The 16,945-nt window shown below is 59.2% G+C and carries 12 protein-coding genes; 2 read left to right on the top strand and 10 right to left on the bottom strand.

Annotated features, from left to right (window positions below):
- Window positions 1-40 precede the first annotated feature (40 nt).
- Window positions 41-550, top strand: coding sequence for a 6,7-dimethyl-8-ribityllumazine synthase (locus J3D54_RS01255; protein ID WP_105346354.1), 510 nt, complete (start codon window positions 41-43; stop codon window positions 548-550).
- Between the two features lie 163 nt (window positions 551-713).
- Here the strand turns inward: J3D54_RS01255 and astE are convergent, their stop codons facing one another.
- The 7 genes from astE to J3D54_RS01290 form a co-directional block, all read right to left on the bottom strand.
- Window positions 714-1,724 (bottom strand): succinylglutamate desuccinylase, encoded by a 1,011-nt coding sequence (gene astE, locus J3D54_RS01260; RefSeq protein WP_253416368.1) that lies wholly within the window; start codon window positions 1,722-1,724, stop codon window positions 714-716.
- 12 nt (window positions 1,725-1,736) lie between these two features.
- Window positions 1,737-2,027, bottom strand: coding sequence for a hypothetical protein (locus J3D54_RS01265; protein WP_007934905.1), 291 nt, complete (start codon window positions 2,025-2,027; stop codon window positions 1,737-1,739).
- Window positions 2,028-2,099: 72 nt separating this feature from the next.
- Window positions 2,100-3,446, bottom strand: coding sequence for an N-succinylarginine dihydrolase (gene astB / locus J3D54_RS01270; RefSeq protein ID WP_253416369.1), 1,347 nt, complete (start codon window positions 3,444-3,446; stop codon window positions 2,100-2,102).
- Between the two features lie 168 nt (window positions 3,447-3,614).
- Window positions 3,615-5,084, bottom strand: a complete 1,470-nt coding sequence (gene astD, locus J3D54_RS01275) for a succinylglutamate-semialdehyde dehydrogenase (protein ID WP_253426453.1) — start codon at window positions 5,082-5,084, stop codon at window positions 3,615-3,617.
- Complete coding sequence (gene astA / locus J3D54_RS01280) at window positions 5,081-6,106, bottom strand: arginine N-succinyltransferase (protein ID WP_018926391.1); 1,026 nt, start codon at window positions 6,104-6,106, stop codon at window positions 5,081-5,083. Before astA ends, astD begins: the two co-directional genes overlap by 4 nt.
- A 79-nt stretch (window positions 6,107-6,185) precedes the next feature.
- Window positions 6,186-7,205 (bottom strand): arginine/ornithine succinyltransferase subunit alpha, encoded by a 1,020-nt coding sequence (aruF, locus tag J3D54_RS01285; protein WP_007934901.1) that lies wholly within the window; start codon window positions 7,203-7,205, stop codon window positions 6,186-6,188.
- Between the two features lie 203 nt (window positions 7,206-7,408).
- Entirely contained in the window at window positions 7,409-8,629 is a 1,221-nt protein-coding gene (locus J3D54_RS01290) for an aspartate aminotransferase family protein (protein WP_253416370.1), read from the bottom strand.
- Window positions 8,630-8,915: 286 nt separating this feature from the next.
- On the opposite strand from J3D54_RS01290, the gene J3D54_RS01295 reads away from it, so the two are divergent.
- Window positions 8,916-13,781, top strand: coding sequence for a DUF6543 domain-containing protein (locus tag J3D54_RS01295; RefSeq protein ID WP_253416371.1), 4,866 nt, complete (start codon window positions 8,916-8,918; stop codon window positions 13,779-13,781).
- 33 nt (window positions 13,782-13,814) lie between these two features.
- Here the strand turns inward: J3D54_RS01295 and J3D54_RS01300 are convergent, their stop codons facing one another.
- The 3 genes from J3D54_RS01300 to J3D54_RS01310 all read right to left on the bottom strand — a co-directional run bounded on the left by J3D54_RS01300 (window position 13,815) and on the right by J3D54_RS01310 (window position 16,945).
- On the bottom strand, window positions 13,815-14,795 hold the full coding sequence (locus J3D54_RS01300; protein WP_253416372.1) for a GlxA family transcriptional regulator: 981 nt from the start codon (window positions 14,793-14,795) through the stop codon (window positions 13,815-13,817).
- 245 nt (window positions 14,796-15,040) lie between these two features.
- Complete coding sequence (locus J3D54_RS01305; protein WP_007971015.1) at window positions 15,041-15,805, bottom strand: ABC transporter ATP-binding protein; 765 nt, start codon at window positions 15,803-15,805, stop codon at window positions 15,041-15,043.
- A gap of 27 nt (window positions 15,806-15,832) precedes the next feature.
- Window positions 15,833-16,945 (bottom strand): M14 family metallopeptidase, encoded by a 1,113-nt coding sequence (locus tag J3D54_RS01310; protein WP_253416373.1) that lies wholly within the window; start codon window positions 16,943-16,945, stop codon window positions 15,833-15,835.

Genomic DNA, 16,945 nt, shown 5'->3' on the forward strand with positions numbered 1-16,945 from the left:
TTCATAACGCCCTGTTTTTCACACAAACAGGAGTCAGAACATGCAACCCACCGCAATCGATAGCAAAAGCAAAAACCATCAGGGCGAGCGCGTCGCGTTCATCCAGGCCTGCTGGCACAAGGAAATCGTCGATCAGAGCCGTAAAGGCTTCGTCGCCGAAATGATTGCTCAGGGTTATCAGGAGTCGGACATCGATTTCTTCGAAGTCGGCGGCGCCTTTGAAATTCCGTTGCACGCCAAATTGCTGGCCAAGTCCGGTCGTTATGCCGGCATCGTCGCCGCGGGCCTGGTGGTCGATGGCGGTATCTATCGCCACGAATTCGTCGCCCAGTCGGTGATCAGCGGCCTGATGCAGGTTCAACTGGAAACCGAAGTGCCGGTGTTCTCGGTGGTTTTGACCCCGCACCACTTCCATGCCGGTGAAGAACATCAGAAGTTCTTCTTCGAGCATTTCGTGCATAAGGGTCAGGAAGCGGCGAAGACGTGTGCGGATACGCTGCACAAGACTCGCGCATTGCGCCGCAGCGAGCCTCGCGCATTGGCCGTCTAAACACCAATAAAACCTGTGGGAGCGGGCTTGTGTGGCGAGGGGGCTTGCCCCCGTTCGGCTGCGAAGCAGTCGTAAATCCAGATAACTTGGTTTGTCTGGACCCAAACCGGGGGCAAGCCCCCTCGCCACACAAGCCCGCGCCCATATTTGACGGGTGTTGTGCTTAGGCCAGGTTTTCGTCGGTGGTCGGCACGATCAGGATGCCGGCGCGCAGACCGTTCTTGACCTTGGGGTTCGGGAAGATGATCCGGGCGCCCTTCTCTTCGATGATCCAACGGGTATTGGCGATATCCTCGGCCAGCACATAACCCACTTTCAATTCCGAAAAGTTTTCGATGTCCGCCGGCAAGTTCAGGCGGAAGTTATCGCTGTGCTTGATCACTTCCCGCGACACGCTGAACAACTGCAAACCATCCAGTCCGTCGTCGGTCATTGGCGGCTCGGTGCCTTCAATGATCTGCTTCAGGCGGGTTTCCAGAAGACTGACGTTGACCCCTTCGTTTTGCCCGAACGGACGAGCCTTGCCCAGCTCCAGGGTGAAGGACTCGGCATCGAGTTTGTCGTAGGTGTAGGAACTGAAGACGATGGACGGCTTGTTCTGCAACAGCACCGCTTCCATGCCGGCGGCGCGCAGGCGAGCCAGTTCCAGGCGTGAATGCTGACGACCTTCTTTCCAGGGATACAAGGCGAACTGCTCGATTTTCGAGCCACGGATCGCCGTGTGCAGGTCGTAGTGCAGACGGTTGCGGTCCGACAGGCTGAAGAACGTCGCCGCCAGCCGCTCCAGCTCACAAGCACGCAAGGCCTCGGAACCGCTGCTTTGTTCGTGACGGCCGTTGAACAGTCGATTGACGTCTTGCTCGATGAAACGCTCACCGCGGCGGATGGCCTCGGGATTGCCGAACAGGAACAGAATACGGGCGCGCGGCTTCAAGTCACCGCGGGCGATATCGTGCAACAGGCGATCGAGCAGCTCGATTGGCGCTGTTTCATTGCCATGGATACCGGCCGAAAGCAGCAGGTCCAGGCCATTGTCGCGAGCCTCAGGTGGCCGAACTTCCAGCGCACCCTCGCTCAACCAGCGCATCCGCACGCCTTCGACAGTCAGTTGAGTCTTCTCCGCCGGTTCGCGGCCGGCGAGGGTCAGTTCAAGCAGTTTGCCGAGGGCGAGCATAGCGCGGTTTCCTTAGTGGTCGTGATTGCAATCCGGGCCGTGCACGTGGTCCTCATCATCACCGAGCTCGGCCGGTTCCATCTCCAGTTGCAGACTTACCAGATTAGTCGCCAATGGGCGCAGCAGCAGGTTGGCGTATTCAGCGTCACCCTCTTCGACGTCCACGCCGATCAGCAGCTGGCCGCGGCCGTCCTGCTGGATCCACAGCTCTTTACCTTGCCACATGACCGCGACGCGGGTGCAGGAAGTTTCCAGTTGCGTGCCATCGGTGTCTTCAAGGATCAGCTGCAGGGTATCGCTCATGTATTTACGCTCTCATCTGGAGATTAAGCGGCGCGCTTGCCGTTCATATAAAAAGCCAAAGCGCGCCGGCTATCAATTGATCTGGAATGGATAAACCGCGCCCAGTTTAAGGATTTGCGTCAGTTCATCCAGTGCCGTCCGGCACTCAAGCAACAATTGCGGGTCCGCCAGATCGTTTTCGGTCATGCGGTCGCGGTAGTGCTTTTCGACCCACTCGGTCAATGTGCCGTACAACGGAGCCGTCATGATAACCCCTTGGTTGACGGCCGCCAGTTCGGTTTCGTTGAGGGCGACGCGCAACCGCAGGCAAGCCGGGCCACCGCCGTTCTGCATGCTCTGCTTGAGATCGAAGACTTTTACTTCGCGGATCAGGCCGCCAGAGCTGGTCAGGCCTTGCAGGTACTGCCAGACACGCTCGTTGCCACGGCATTCTTCCGGCACGATCAACAGCATCGAGCCGTCAGGACGCGACAGCAGCTGGCTATTGAACAAGTAGGAACGAACGGCGTCTTCCACGGTGACTGCGGAACGCGGCACGCAGATCGACTGAAATTTCCCACCGACTTTTGCCAGTTTGCCTTGCAGCTCAGCGAGCATCTGGTCGGTGTCGAGGAACGCGTCCTCGTGATAGAACAACACCTCGCCATTCCCCACGGCGATCACGTCGTTATGGAACACGCCCTGATCGATCACCGCAGGATTCTGCTGGGCGTAGACCACGCCGTCATCGCTCAAGCCGTGCAGACGAGCGACGGCCTGGGAGGCTTCGAGGGTCTGGCGCGCCGGGTATTTCTGCGGTGCCGGGTAACGGGTGTCGAACGCGCTGCGACCGAACACGAAAAACTCGACGCCGGCTTCGCCGTAGTCACGGCAGAAACGGGTGTGGTTGGCTGCGCCTTCATCACCGAACTGCGCCACGGCCGGCAACGCGGCGTGGTGAGCAAAGTGCTTCTGGTCAGCGAACATCGCGCCCAGCACGCGACTGGTGGTCGGGTGCTCAATGCTGCGGTGATATTTGCAGTTCAGGTTGGCGGCAGTGAAATGCACGCGGCCGTCGGCGGTGTCGGCACTCGGGCTGACCGTGGCGGCGTTGGCCACCCACATGCTCGATGCCGAGCAACTGGCAACCAGCAGCGGCATTGCATCCTTGGCGGCGCGCTCGATCACTTGCGCGTCGGTGCCGCTGAAACCCAAGCGGCGCAGCGCGCCGACGTCGGGACGTTCCTGCGGCGCCAGCACGCCTTGTTGAAAGCCCATCTCCATCAGCGCTTTCATTTTCGCCAGGCCTTGCAGCGCGGCTTCCTTCGGGTTCGAGGATTGCTGGCTGTTGCTCTGGGAGGCGACGTTGCCGTAGGACAGGCCACCGTAGTTATGGGTCGGCCCCACTAGACCGTCAAAATTGACTTCATAGGATTTCATCAGCGAGGCTCCACGAGAATCTGTTGTTATAGGCTTCAGTAACTAACTGTTCAGTGCGATCGAGTCGCGGCCATCGCGGGCAAGCCTCGCTCCTACAGGTTCGGTGGTGTTAAAACATATTGTGACCGACGCAAATCCTGTGGGAGCGGGCTTGCCCGCGATTGGGCGTTACGCCATCTTCACGCCAGGCGTGAGAGCGGCAGGCATCACCAGGCTCGGGGTTTCCAGCGAGGCCACCGGGTACGCGCAGTAATCCGCGGCGTAGTAGGCGCTGGCGCGGTGGTTGCCCGAGGCGCCGACGCCGCCGAAGGGTGCGCTGCTCGCTGCACCGGTCAACTGCTTGTTCCAGTTGACGATACCCGCGCGGCTTTCCAGCCAGAACTGCTGATAACGCGCTTCGGAATCCGACAGCAGGCCAGCCGCCAGGCCATAAGCGGTGTCGTTGGCTTCAGTGATCGCCGCTTCAAAATCAGCGTAGCGGATCACTTGCAGCAGCGGACCGAACAGCTCTTCGTCAGGACGATCGGCAACCGCTGTCACGTCCAGAATACCTGGGGTCAGCAAGGCTGACTGAGCCTGAGGCTGAGTCATTTCCAACAGCGCCACAGCGCCGTTGGCCAGCAGATGCTCTTGCGCTTCCATCAGGGCTTTCGCAGCGCCGAGGGAAATCACCGAGCCCATGAACGGCGCTGGTTGCTGATCAAATGCACCGACTGAAAGGGTCGAGCTGACCGCCACCAGACGCGCCAGCAGCGTATCGCCCCAGGCGCCTTGCGGCACCAGCAAGCGACGAGCGCAGGTGCAACGCTGGCCGGCAGAAATGAAGGCCGACTGAATGATGGTGTAAACGGCCGCATCGAGATCCGCAACCTGATCCACCACCAGCGGGTTGTTACCGCCCATTTCCAGCGCGAGGATTTTGTCTGGACGACCGGAAAACTGCTTGTGCAGATGATTGCCGGTACGGCTGGAACCGGTGAAGAACAGACCGTCGATGCCCGGGTTCGCCGCCAGGGCGATACCGGTTTCGCGAGCACCTTGCAGCAGGTTCAGCACGCCGCCCGGCAGACCGGCTTCGATCCAGCACTTGACCGTCAGCTCGGCGACTTTCGGCGTCAGTTCGCTGGGTTTGAACAGCACGCTGTTACCGGCCAGCAGCGCCGGCACGATGTGACCGTTCGGCAAGTGACCAGGGAAGTTGTAAGGGCCGAACACCGCCACCACACCGTGTGGCTTGTGACGCAATACCGCGGTGGCGTCACCCAACGGGCCGCTCTTCTCACCGGTCCGTTCGCGGTAGCTCTGCACCGAGATGGCAATCTTGTTGACCATGCTGGTGACTTCAGTCGCCGCTTCCCACAAGGGTTTACCGGTTTCTTCACCAATGGTGCGAGCCAGTTCGTCAGCGTGATTCTTCAGCGCGGCGGCAAAGGCTTCCAGTACGCTGATGCGCTCTTCCAGGGTACGGCGGGCCCAGCCCGGGAACGCCTGACGCGCGGCTTGCACGGCCGACTCGACCTGAGCGGCGGTGGCGCCTTCACCGGCCCACAGCACTTGCTGGGTCACCGGGTTCACCGATTGAAAGCTTTCACCCTGACCGGCCAGCCATTCACCGGCGATGTATAGCGAATTCATTATTTCGACTCCCGAGCTGCAGACAACGGAACGGCGCGCACTTGATCGCCAGCGTTGAGTTGAAGACGTTTGGCGGTCAGCGGATCGACCACCAACGTGCCGGCGGCGAAGCGTGCTGGCGCGGCAGTGATCCGGCAGTCTTCGCGCTTGCGGTTATGGATCAGGAATGGCGTGGCGTCGTCACCCGGGGTGCCGATGGCCAGCACCAGCGCCTGGCTGTCGCGCACCGCGCGGATCTTGGCGGTTTCGCATTCCACCGCAGGACCGGCGTCGAAGATGTCGACGTAGCCTTGGTAACTGAAACCTTCACTCTTGAGCATCGCCAGGGCCGGCTCGGTGTCCGGGTGAACCTGGCCGATCACGTTGCGCGCGTCTGGCGACAGGAAGCAGGTGTACAGCGGGAATTTCGGCATCAGTTCGGCGATGAACGCCTTGTTGCCCACGCCAGTGAGGTAATCGGCCTGGCTGAATTCCATCTTGAAGAAATGCCGCCCCAGGCTTTCCCAGAACGGCGAACGCCCGGCTTCGTCGGACATGCCGCGCATTTCAGCGATGATTTTGTTGCCGAACAGTTGCGGGAACTCGGCGATGAACAGCAGCCGCGCCTTGGCCAGCATGCGGCCGTTGAGGCCACTGCGGTAATCGGCGTGCAGGAACAGCGAGCACAGTTCAGAGTTGCCGGTCAGGTCGTTGGCCAGGAACAGCGTCGGAATTTCGCGGTAGATGTTCAGCTCTTGCGAGGCGCTAACCGTCAGGCCCACCCGGAAGTTGTACCAGGGCTCACGCAGGCCGACGGCACCGGCAATCGCGGAAATACCCACCACGCGGCCATTGTCGTCTTCGAGTACGAACAGATAGTCCGCATCGCCCCGCCCGGCTTCGCCGCGGAAGGTTTTCTCGGCCCAGCCAACCCGATGGGCCAGACGTTCTTCGTTGGCCGGCAAGGTGGTCAAGCCGGTGCCGGTGCTGCGGGCCAGGTCGATCAGAGCGGGTAAATCGCTGCTGCGTACGGGACGAACGATCATGCTATCTCCTCAAACGGGCCGCTTGCGCCACCCGCGAAATTTCGCTGCTTTCCAGACAATTCTCTCCAGGAAGCAGGCGTCAAACCGCCACCAGGCGCACGCTGGCACCTTCACCAACGCCCAAGGCTTCGGCCGCTTCAAGATCCAGGGTCACAGGTTTGCCCGGCGCGTAATCAAGCTCGAGCAATACAGCGCGGTAATCCTGCAACTGGGCATTGGCCACCAGATACTGACGACCGGCACCTTTGACCGGCTCACCGATTTTCACCGGGACTACACGGCTCTGGGCGATCGAACGGATCCCCGAGACGCGGGCATGCAGGGTCGGGCCACCATCGAAAATATCGATGTAGTGATCGGTCTCGAAGCCTTCGCGCATCAGGATGTCAAAAGTGATTTGCGCCCGCGGGTGCACCTGGCCCATCGCCTCTTGAGCGGAATCCGGCAGCAACGGCACGTAGATCGGGTAATGCGGCATCAGCTCGGCAAGGAACGTGCGGCTCTTCAAACCGCACAGACGCTCGGCTTCGGCGTAGTTGAGGTCGAAGAAGTTGCGACCGATGGCATCCCAGAACGGCGAATCGCCATTTTCGTCGCTGTAACCGACGATTTCGGTCACCACGGAATCGGCAAAACGCTCAGGGTGGCTGGCCACGAACAACAGACGGCCACGGGAGTTGAGCTCCGCCCAAGGCGTGCCCACCAACTCCCTCTGCACGTAGAAACTGGTCAGCAAACTGTTGCCGGTCAGGTCGTGGCATTGGGAGAGCACGTGGATCTTGTTGTGAATCTTCAGCTCGCGGGAGGCGTGCACGAACGTTTCGTTTCGAAAGCTGTAGAACGGCTCGGAATAGCCGGCCGAGGCAACGATGGCCGAACAGCCGACCAGTTTGCCGGTGGCGGTGTCTTCGAGGACGAAGAAATAGCTCTCTTCACCGTTGAAGCTCACTTCAGCGGCGAACGAGGCTTCGCTTGCGGCGATCTTGTCGCTCAGGCGTTCAACGTCATCCGGCAAGGAAGTGACACCAATCGGGCTGTCCGCAGCCAGACGCTGTACCTCGCCCAGATCAGCCATTTGCGCGGGGCGCATCACCAGCATGGTGTCACTCCTTTCTCGAAAAACATTCATAAGAAAAATGCCCGGTTCATGTGGGAGCGGGCTTGCCCGCGATAGCGTCCTGTCAGATAACAATGAAGTCGGCTGTCAGGCCCTCATCGCGGGCAAGCCCGCTCCCACACGTATTGTGCCCGGCACATAACAATTGGGTTCGACGCCTGAATTGTCAGGCGTCGAAGGGTCTATCAGGCTTGCGTCAGCTTGGCCACGGCGCGCTCGAAGCGGTCCAGACCGGCATCGATATCGGCGTCTTCAACCACCAGGCTTGGCGCGAAACGAATCACGTCCGGGCCGGCTTGCAGAATCATCAGGCCTTCACGCTCGGCGGCGTTGAAGATGTCCTTGGCCTTGCCTTTCCAGGCATCGTTCAACACGCAACCGAGCAACAGGCCCAGGCCACGGACCTGAGTGAAGAGGCCGTATTTCTCGCCGATCTGCTCAAGACGGGTCTTGAACTTGTCGTGCTTGGTTTTGACACCGTTCAGCACTTGGGGCGTGTTGATCACGTCGATCACCGCTTCAGCGACCGCGCATGCCAGCGGGTTGCCGCCGTAAGTGGTGCCGTGGGTGCCGACGACCAGGTGTTTGGCCAGGTCTTCGGTGGTCAGCATTGCTGCGATCGGGAAACCGCCACCCAGGCTCTTGGCGCTGGTCAGGATGTCCGGGGTCACGCCGTAATGCATGTAGGCGAACAACTCACCGCTGCGGCCCATGCCGGTCTGGACTTCGTCGAAGACCAGCAGCGCGTTGTGCGCATCGCACAGCTCACGGGCGCCTTGCAGGTAAGACTGCTCGGCCGGCAGCACGCCGCCTTCGCCCTGGATCGGCTCCAGAACCACCGCGCAGGTCTTGTCGGAAACAGCGGCTTTCAGCGCGGCCAGATCGTTGTAAGGCACGTGGGTGATGCCGGTGATCTTCGGACCGAAGCCGTCGGAGTACTTCGACTGGCCACCGACGTTCACGGTGAACAGGGTACGGCCGTGGAAGCTGTTGAGCGCGGCAACGATTTCGTACTTCTCGCTACCGAAACGGTCATGGGCCACGCGACGGGCCAGCTTGAAGGCAGCCTCGTTGGCTTCGGCACCGGAGTTGCAGAAGAACACACGGTCGGCAAACGTGGCGTCGACCAGCTTATGGGCCAGGCGCAAGGCCGGCTCATTGGTGAACACGTTGGACACGTGCCACAGCTTGTTCGCCTGCTCGGTCAATGCAGCGACCAGCGCCGGGTGCGCATGGCCCAATACGTTAACGGCAATCCCGCCGGCGAAGTCGATCAGCTCGCGGCCAGACTGGTCCCAAACACGGGAACCGGCGCCACGCACAGGAATGAAAGCGGCAGGCGCATAGTTGGGAACCATTACCTGGTCAAAATCGGCGCGTTCTACCGCAGCGTGCTCAACGGACATCGGAGTCTCCTGATGAGGAACACTCGCCTGAAACTGGCGAGCGATGAGGGGATTGTAAGGACAGTTTTCAGCCCGGCCTTGCCGCCAAGCGACAACTTCTTATAGCGCAAACACAGGTTTTGCCCGGGTTTACGGCAATGCGACAAATACCGTCGCAAAGGCGCAGTTTAAACTGTCGACGCAGGTTATAGGCAGGGTTGTCGGACGGGGCGGTAATTATGTACCGCACCAAACACATCATTGTCTGTTTTGCTGGCGGCCAATCCAAACGCTAAGGGAATAGCGCATGAGCCGATACGAAAATGATCACCCTTCCACTGTCGCCGTCAGTGAATCCGCCACACAACCGGACGATCACTACCATCACCTGTTCAATAATCTGCCGAGCTGGGTATTAGAAGCCTCGCCCGGTACACGTAGCGCCCTCAAACAAGCCTCGCTTGCGGTGCCGGACTGGCATGGCACCGCGACGCCTTCGCAATTTGAATCGCTGAAAAAACTCAGCCAGGAACACTGGACCCATCGAAATCGCCTGGATTCGACGCTGTCGAAGCTGCTAAACGCACGAGACTTTGCCGCCCCCCTTTTGGGCGCGGCCCTGAAAACCCGGTTTGACCTGGACCTGGACGTCAAAACCACTTTCCTGCGCCTGTACATTCCTCAAACAGTGCCCTGGATCGGGATCAAGACGGGCGCTGCACGTACCTGGACCGTATCGTTGCTCGATGCCTGCCTTCATAATTTTCAGGAATCGGAAACCGCAGCGGATGCTTATGAGTCCGCCTCGACGTTCATCACCCAACCGTCGCCCACAGGGCAGTTCGAGACTCTGCCAATGGTCAAGCAGAAACTCACTGTCGCAGCCTTTGCCCTGTTGTGCCGGGAACTGGATATCGGTGGCCAGTACACCACTTACCTTAAAGACAATCTGGGGCTGACCAATCCGGTGGCCGCAGCGGTGTTGAAATCGAAGGTGATCGGTTCTCACAAAACCGCACTCAAGTCCGCACTGCAAATGGCGCACATCCGAGGGGACATTCCAGAGGATGCCCGCCTCTCGATCCTGCGCATTGTGGAAGGACGTTCGGGCGCTCGACTGGATGGCCAGCCGCTGTATTGTCACGACCTGACAATCATGTCCTCCTCACTGACCGGCATCGTCATGTTCGCGCCGAAGCTTGACCGGGCACGCAAGGCAACGCGGGTCATCGCTTACATCCCGGACGATCCGGAGCATCCTCTCAAGCAATATCCCGACTCACTGGCGTTCCTGAACGAGCTAACCCGCAAGTTGCGCGCTCCCGCTTACCAAACGTTCTTCAGTCGCTTTGTCGACCACAAAGAAAGGGGCCATTTTTTTGCTGATCTCAAGCGTCGCCTCCAGAGCGTAACCTGGCATCCACACCAGCATGGCGACCCAATGCCGAGTTGGTGCGAAACACCCATCGACAGGCCCAATCTCCGGTTTGCGATAACCCCGTTCAGAGCGGCCCTGTGGAACCATCTCCATCAGCGGCAGCTGAACAAGATCCTCAACGACGCGAGCACGCTCGCCGTCTCCACCGCTTCTGCCGACCGAAACGCACGATGGGCATTGTGGGATGCCTTCAGCAAAGTGGCCTCGACACTTCTTGAAATCGCAACGTTTGTTGCGTTGCCTTTTGTTCCGTTTCTTGGCGAATTGATGCTCGCCTATATGGCCTACCAGTTACTCGACGAAACCTTCGAAGGCATCGTGGACCTGGCCATAGGGCTGAAAACAGAAGCGCTGGGGCACTTGATGACGTTCACCGAAACAGTGGTCCAGATAGGCACCTTCGCGGTGGGTGGTGCCATCGCTGCTGGCACCTTCAGTCGTCTACTCTCGCGCGAAGCCATTAGGCTAGTCGACCCATTCAAACCCATTACGACGCCTGAGGGGAAAACCCGTTACTGGAAGCCGGATCTCACACCTTACGAACAAACTCTCAGTTTGCCCGAAGGATCAAAACCCGATCAGCTTGGCCTCTATCGTCACGGGGGCAAGACACTGCTGCCGCTGGAAGAAAAACTGTATGCCGTGAAACCCGATCACACGTCGGGCGCGTTTCAAATTGAGCATCCGAACCGGGCTGATGCTTATCAGCCGACTCTGCTGCATAACAACCACGGCGCCTGGTACACAGAGCTGGAACAACCGTTGGACTGGGACCGGGAAAAGGTCATGCGTCGCCTCGGCCATAGTGTTGAACCATTCAGCAGCGCCGAGCGCGAGCAAATCCTGCGGATCAGCGGTTACCACGACAACGTAGTGCGTGAAACGCACGTCGAGCGGTATCGCCCGCCTTCGCTGCTGACCGACACGATCAAGCGCTTCCGGATCAATCGGGACATTGAAACCTTTATCGAACAGATCGGCAGCGACCAACCCGAGCACTATCGAAAGGCCGATCCAGGCATGCAATATCAACTGCTGAGCAGATACGACGCATGGCCTGCCGACACACCTGTGCCAGCACTGGAAACCCAAACGCCAACACTCCGAAAGCAGACTGTGGATCTCGCCCTGAGGTATCGCAAATCGCTGTTTGAAATGCTCTACCGCGCAAAGGAAAAAACGGATAACCCGCCAGTTCAGCGACTGCTCGACGACGTGCAGGGACTACCGACCGATATTGCACAAGAGTTGGTGAGCAATGCCACCGGCACCGAATTACGGCAGTTGCACAGCAATCGCATCCCCCAACGCCTCAAGGACGCGGCACAAAAAGCCATGGAGGCCGTACGTGCAACCCGAGCCTGTGAAGGCCTGTATTCCGAAGCGCTGGAAACCACCGATACCCATCGACTGGCCTTACATAGCCTGAACTCATTGCCCAACTGGCCTGCCGAGCTGCGTATCGAGGTGCGCGATCATTCCCATGAAGGAACCGTACGCGACAGCATTGGTCAGCCCGATGCGCCGACACTTAAAACGCTGGTGCTTGCCGAAGACGGGACCTACCAGGTTCACCAGGACAGTGAATCGGCACCCGGCGATTTCTATCAGGCCCTCTTTCAGGCGTTGCCGGATGCACAACGCAATGCATTGAGCCCTTCATCTGGAGACGCCCGGACATTCAAACAACGCATCGCCGAGCACGCTCTGGAGCAACCGGCATTACGCACACTGTTCGCAAAAAATCCCCATCGCAAACCCTACTATGACCCCACCACCATGCGCCTGCCCGGCGGCACGCAGGGCTATAGCCGAGCTAACCGCGAGACACCTACGCTTAACGACCGGGTTCGAGATGTTTACCCCAATCTGTCTCAAGAGGAATTGCAGTCCGTAGTCCAGGTATTGCAGCATCACCCCGATGGCGCTCGCGTTGAACTCTCACGCCTTAATAGTGAGCTGATCAGACTGCATCAGGACCTGGACACCTGGGTAAATGAGCTGCCCACTGTTCATCCTGAAACCGGACACCCTCTCAGTGAGCTGGATCAACAAGCCGAGAGAAACAATCGCCAGTTGCTGGCTCAGGAAATCCAGCGCAGCTGGCGGCGACAGACCGAACGGGACGTCGACACACCGGATGGGACTAGCCGGTATACGCTCAGGTTCGCAGAGCCGATAATCGGTGACTTGCCGTCAATACGTGCCGACTTCGCTCATGTGTCGCTGCTATCCCTGGAAGGCAACCATACCGCGCAGGGTATTCCAGGGTTTCTACAGCGTTTCAGTGGATTACACCGCCTGGAGTTACGCCGTTTCTCCCTGACCACCCTCCCCGACGCCATCCCCCGAATGACAAACCTTCACGCCCTGGTTCTAAGCGATTGCGGCATCAGGATTGACGCGGCCACATGGTCGAAACTGACTTCATTGAACAAGCTGGTCTCGTTGGATCTGTACAAGAATCCATTTGAAACCTCGCCCCGCATCGACACAATGAGCGAACTGACTCACCTGGATCTGAGCGACACCCAGCTGTCCGAAATTCCCGCCGGTGCCCTGCAACACCCAAGGCTCGACACCCTCCTGCTGATGAACAACCGTATCAGCGAGTTGCCTGCCGGGTTGTTCGAGAGTTCGTTGTACAAAAAGCGCGGCCTGCACCTCACGCATAATCCGGTTTCGAACAGAGCCCGAGAACTGATCAAGCGACACCACTTCGATACCGCTTACGACATGGCCGTCTATGCCCCCGAGGCAGACATTAATCGCGTCACGGCGCTTTACCCCAGCATGGAGGTCGAGCAAGCGAGTGAGTTTGTCTACGAATTGCCGGGCACGCTGGAGGATGGCCGCACCTATCTGACGCGCCTTGAAGAAGAGTTTGCCCAATTGAGAAATGATTTGTCTGTCTGGACCGCCGACGTTCCGGACCGACACCCCGTAACGGGCACCCCCTTCAACGACAACCAATTGGCTGTGGAACACGCCAACCGCGACCAACTCAAACAGGTTCTTGAGAGGTGCTGGCAGCATGAATGCGAACTGGACGATTTCAACGACGCACTTGAGCCCACCTTCGAGCTCACGATCCAATCCATCATCAACGGAGACCTGCCGACCCTGAGAGCCGACTTCAACCATGTGTCGGCGCTGGAACTTCGGGGTGCCAACGGCGCGACCCGTATCGGGCGCTTTCTGGATTCCTTCCCCAACCTCAAAAGCCTCAGGCTGCGCGAGTGCAACCTGGGCAACATTCCTGATGCGGTATTCAAGATGAGTCAACTGAGATCGTTGTCATTGCCCGACTGCCACATCAGTTTGTCACCGGAGTCGACAAACGCATTAGCGGGAATGGAACAGCTTGAGTATCTCGATCTGGGCCACAACCCTCTGGGGCAAACACTGGATGTGAGCCAGATGCCGAATCTGGCGAACGTCCTGCTAAATGACACCGGCCTCACCGAAATACCACAAGGCCTGCTTCAACTGGCCGAACTGGATTGGGCAGACCTGAGCCAAAACGCAATCACCGAAGTCCCCAGTGACGTACTGGAAATGCCATTGGAAATCGCGGAGAACATTAGCCTGAGAGGCAATCCGCTTTCCGAGGAGAGTCTGTTAAGGCTGATCGGCTACTTTGAACAAACGGGCGCAGATTTCGGCGTGGAAGAGGTAATCAATCGGGGCGAAATGCAAATTTCATCCTCCGACGACTCGGCGATCGACGAGTAAAGCGGCCTTCAGCTCCAAGCACGGAGCACTTGATCACCCGCGTTCGGAAGGCACCGACGACAACTCGAACGGGCTGCTGCTGCGCCGCTGATTGCGATCTTCCCGCGGCGTAGCACCGAAGAAGTTACGGTAGGCACTGGAGAAATGAGGCCCCGAAGAGAAGCCACACGACAGGCCGATCTGAATGATCGACTTGCTGGTTTGCATCAACATCTGCCGGGCCTTGTTCAGGCGCAGTTCCAGGTAATACTGGCTCGGCACGCGGTTGAGGTATTGCTTGAAGATCCGCTCCAGTTGCCGACGCGACACGCACACATGCTGGGCGATTTCGTCGGTGGTCAGCGGCTCTTCGATATTCGCTTCCATCAGCAACACCGCCTGGGTGAGCTTCGGATGACTAGAACCCAAGCGGTTCTGCAACGGAATACGCTGGCGCTCGCCGCCCTCACGGATGCGTTCGACCACCAGCTCTTCCGACACCGCACCGGCCAGTTCGGCGCCGTGATCACGGGCCAGCACCGCCAGCAGCAAGTCGAGAACCGACAGGCCACCGCACGCGGTCAAGCGATCGCGATCCCAGTCGAACAGGTGACTGGTGGCAATCACCTTCGGGAAACGCTCGGCAAAATCGTCCTGCCAGCGCCAATGCACGGCAGCGCGATAACCGTCGAGCAACCCCAACTGCGCCAACGGGTAAACACCGGCGGACAAACCGCCGATGACACAACCGGCTCGCACCAGTTGCTTCAGCGCACTGCTGAGCGGCGGCGCGAGAGAAGTCGGCGGTTCGTCAGCAAGCAGGAACAGTTTCTGAAAGTTTTCGAGCTTGCCGGTCCATGGGTCGCCCGGCAACTGCCAGGCACCGTCAGTCGGCGGTTCGGCCTGCAAAAACGACAACTCGTAAACAACGTCCGGGTGCACACGCTGGGCAACACGCAAGGCCTCCTCAGCCAGCGCAAGCGTCAGAGCTTTAGTGCTGGGCCAAATCAGGAAACCAATTCGATGGGCGGTCATGGCGGGCAATCCGAAACGAAAACAGTGATAAAGGCATGGGCCAATGCTAGCCCGTAAATGAACGCAAATCTCAAAACCAACAGCGATCAGATGTGAAAGCTGGCTTGGCTGCGATAGCGGTATACCAGTGCAAGAGCTGCAAACTGGCCCACCGCTATCGCAAGCCAGCCAGCTCCCACAGGGGATCAGGGCCAGCCTTTAAATTGCGAAGCATGCACTATCCCTGTGCACAACGGCAGTCTCGATTACTTGAGGCTGCCGGAGAGGAATTGCTGCAAGCGTTCCGACTGTGGATTCACCAGCACTTCACGCGGGTTGCCGCTTTCTTCGACCACGCCTTTGTGCAGGAACACCAGCTGGTTCGACACTTCACGGGCAAAGCCCATTTCGTGCGTCACTACCACCATGGTCCGGCCTTCCTGTGCCAGGGCCTGCATGACTTTCAGCACGTCACCCACCAACTCCGGGTCGAGGGCCGAGGTCGGTTCGTCGAACAGCATCACTTCAGGTTCCATCGCCAGCGCACGGGCAATTGCCACACGCTGCTGCTCGCCACCGGACATGTGCCCCGGGTAGGCGTCCTTGCGATGGGCCACGCCGACCTTGTTCAGGTAGTGCTCGGCTTTCTCGCGGGCTTCAGCCTTGGACACACCGAGTACATGCACCGGCGCTTCCATGATGTTTTCCAGCGCGGTCATGTGCGACCACAGGTTGAAATGCTGGAACACCATCGACAGGCGCGAACGCATGCGTTGCAGCTGTTTAGGGTCGGCGGCTTTCAGCGCGCCGTCCTTGTTGGCCACCAGTTTCAGTTCTTCGTTATTGAGCAGAATCTTGCCCGCGTGCGGCTGCTCGAGCAGGTTGATGCAGCGCAGGAAAGTACTTTTGCCGGAGCCACTGGAGCCGATGATGCTGATCACATCGCCAGCTGCCGCTTTCAGGGACACGCCCTTGAGCACTTCGTGACTGCCATAGCGTTTATGCAGGTCTTGGACTTCAAGTTTGTACATGCGGTCGGTTCTCACAAAAGCAGTCAGTCAGTCGTTGAGCAAGCGCCCGTGACGCAGCGCTTCGCGCCCCGCCACCTTGGCCAGCCAGAAACCGGGTTGGGCGTAACGCAGCCGTTCAATGGCAAACAGCACCCCGGACGTACCAGCACACACCGTGCTGACCCGATCCGCTAACGGATCGATCACTTCAAAAATCTCGTCGCCTGCTTCAACCCACTCACCGGGTTTACGCAGAAAACTCACCACGCCAGGATGCGGCGCGAACAGCAATTCGGTGCCTTCGAACGGCATGCCTTCGCACACGTCTTGCGCAGGCTTGGGCCACTCGCCGCTGATCAGGCCTTGCTCGGCGAGGAACGCCAGAATGCCTTCGGCGTGAGCCTGCGCTTCAGCGCGACCGGTATCGGCCTGACCACCCAGTTCAATGGTTGTCGCCAGGCAGGCCAGTGGAATCTGCGCATCCGGGAACAGACGCGACAAACGCAGCCACGGCAGCGAGCACGCTTCATCAAAGGAACTGCCGCCGGAATCTTCCGCCAGCAGACCGACCTTGACGTTCAAGTGCGCGGCCAGTGAACGCCAGTGCGGCCAGTGTTGCGGCAAGGCGTACATGTGCAGCGCCGCTTCGCAATCGCAATGCAGATCCAGCACCACATCGGCGGTGCAGGCATGGCTGAGCAAGATGCGCTGCATGCCTTGCAACTGGCTGCTCGCCTCTGGCAAAGCCGCCAGGTGATCGCTCATGGCCTGACGGATCAGTCGAATATTGGCATGCGGATCATCCCCCAGATGCCCATCGAGTTCGGCGGCCACCGGCGCGCTGAGTTCGACGAAATCCCGGTTGAAGTTCTTGCCGCTGCCCGCTTCGAAACGCCCCTGATGATTGCCTTGCAGCAATTGACCCAGACCCAATGGATTGGCCACCGGCACCAGTTCGATCACACCGTTGAGCAAGCCCTGAGCTTCGAGTTCGATCAGGCGCTTTTTCAGCTCCCAGGCCGTGCGCATCCCTGGCAGCTCATCGGCGTGCAGGCTGGCCTGGATGTAGGCCTTGCGCTCGCCAGTACCGAAGCGGAACACCGAAATCCGACGTTCGCTGCCCAGGTGGCTCCACGGCAATGCATGATCGATGCGTTCCAT

It is taken from the genome of Pseudomonas sp. GGS8, from assembly GCF_024168645.1.
Taxonomy (GTDB): Bacteria; Pseudomonadota; Gammaproteobacteria; order Pseudomonadales; family Pseudomonadaceae; genus Aquipseudomonas.

Excerpts from the sequence above, each read along its gene's own strand:
- J3D54_RS01265 (WP_007934905.1), bottom strand. The coding sequence starts at position 2,027 with ATGAGCGATACCCTGCAGCTGATCCTTGAAGACACCGATGGCACGCAA.
- astB (WP_253416369.1), bottom strand. The coding sequence starts at position 3,446 with ATGAAATCCTATGAAGTCAATTTTGACGGTCTAGTGGGGCCGACCCAT.
- J3D54_RS01295 (WP_253416371.1), top strand. The coding sequence starts at position 8,916 with ATGAGCCGATACGAAAATGATCACCCTTCCACTGTCGCCGTCAGTGAA.
- J3D54_RS01255 (WP_105346354.1), top strand. The coding sequence starts at position 41 with ATGCAACCCACCGCAATCGATAGCAAAAGCAAAAACCATCAGGGCGAG.
- J3D54_RS01305 (WP_007971015.1), bottom strand. The coding sequence starts at position 15,805 with ATGTACAAACTTGAAGTCCAAGACCTGCATAAACGCTATGGCAGTCAC.
- J3D54_RS01290 (WP_253416370.1), bottom strand. The coding sequence starts at position 8,629 with ATGTCCGTTGAGCACGCTGCGGTAGAACGCGCCGATTTTGACCAGGTA.
- aruF (WP_007934901.1), bottom strand. The coding sequence starts at position 7,205 with ATGCTGGTGATGCGCCCCGCGCAAATGGCTGATCTGGGCGAGGTACAG.
- astE (WP_253416368.1), bottom strand. The coding sequence starts at position 1,724 with ATGCTCGCCCTCGGCAAACTGCTTGAACTGACCCTCGCCGGCCGCGAA.
- J3D54_RS01310 (WP_253416373.1), bottom strand. The coding sequence starts at position 16,945 with ATGGAACGCATCGATCATGCATTGCCGTGGAGCCACCTGGGCAGCGAA.
- astA (WP_018926391.1), bottom strand. The coding sequence starts at position 6,106 with ATGATCGTTCGTCCCGTACGCAGCAGCGATTTACCCGCTCTGATCGAC.
- J3D54_RS01300 (WP_253416372.1), bottom strand. The coding sequence starts at position 14,795 with ATGACCGCCCATCGAATTGGTTTCCTGATTTGGCCCAGCACTAAAGCT.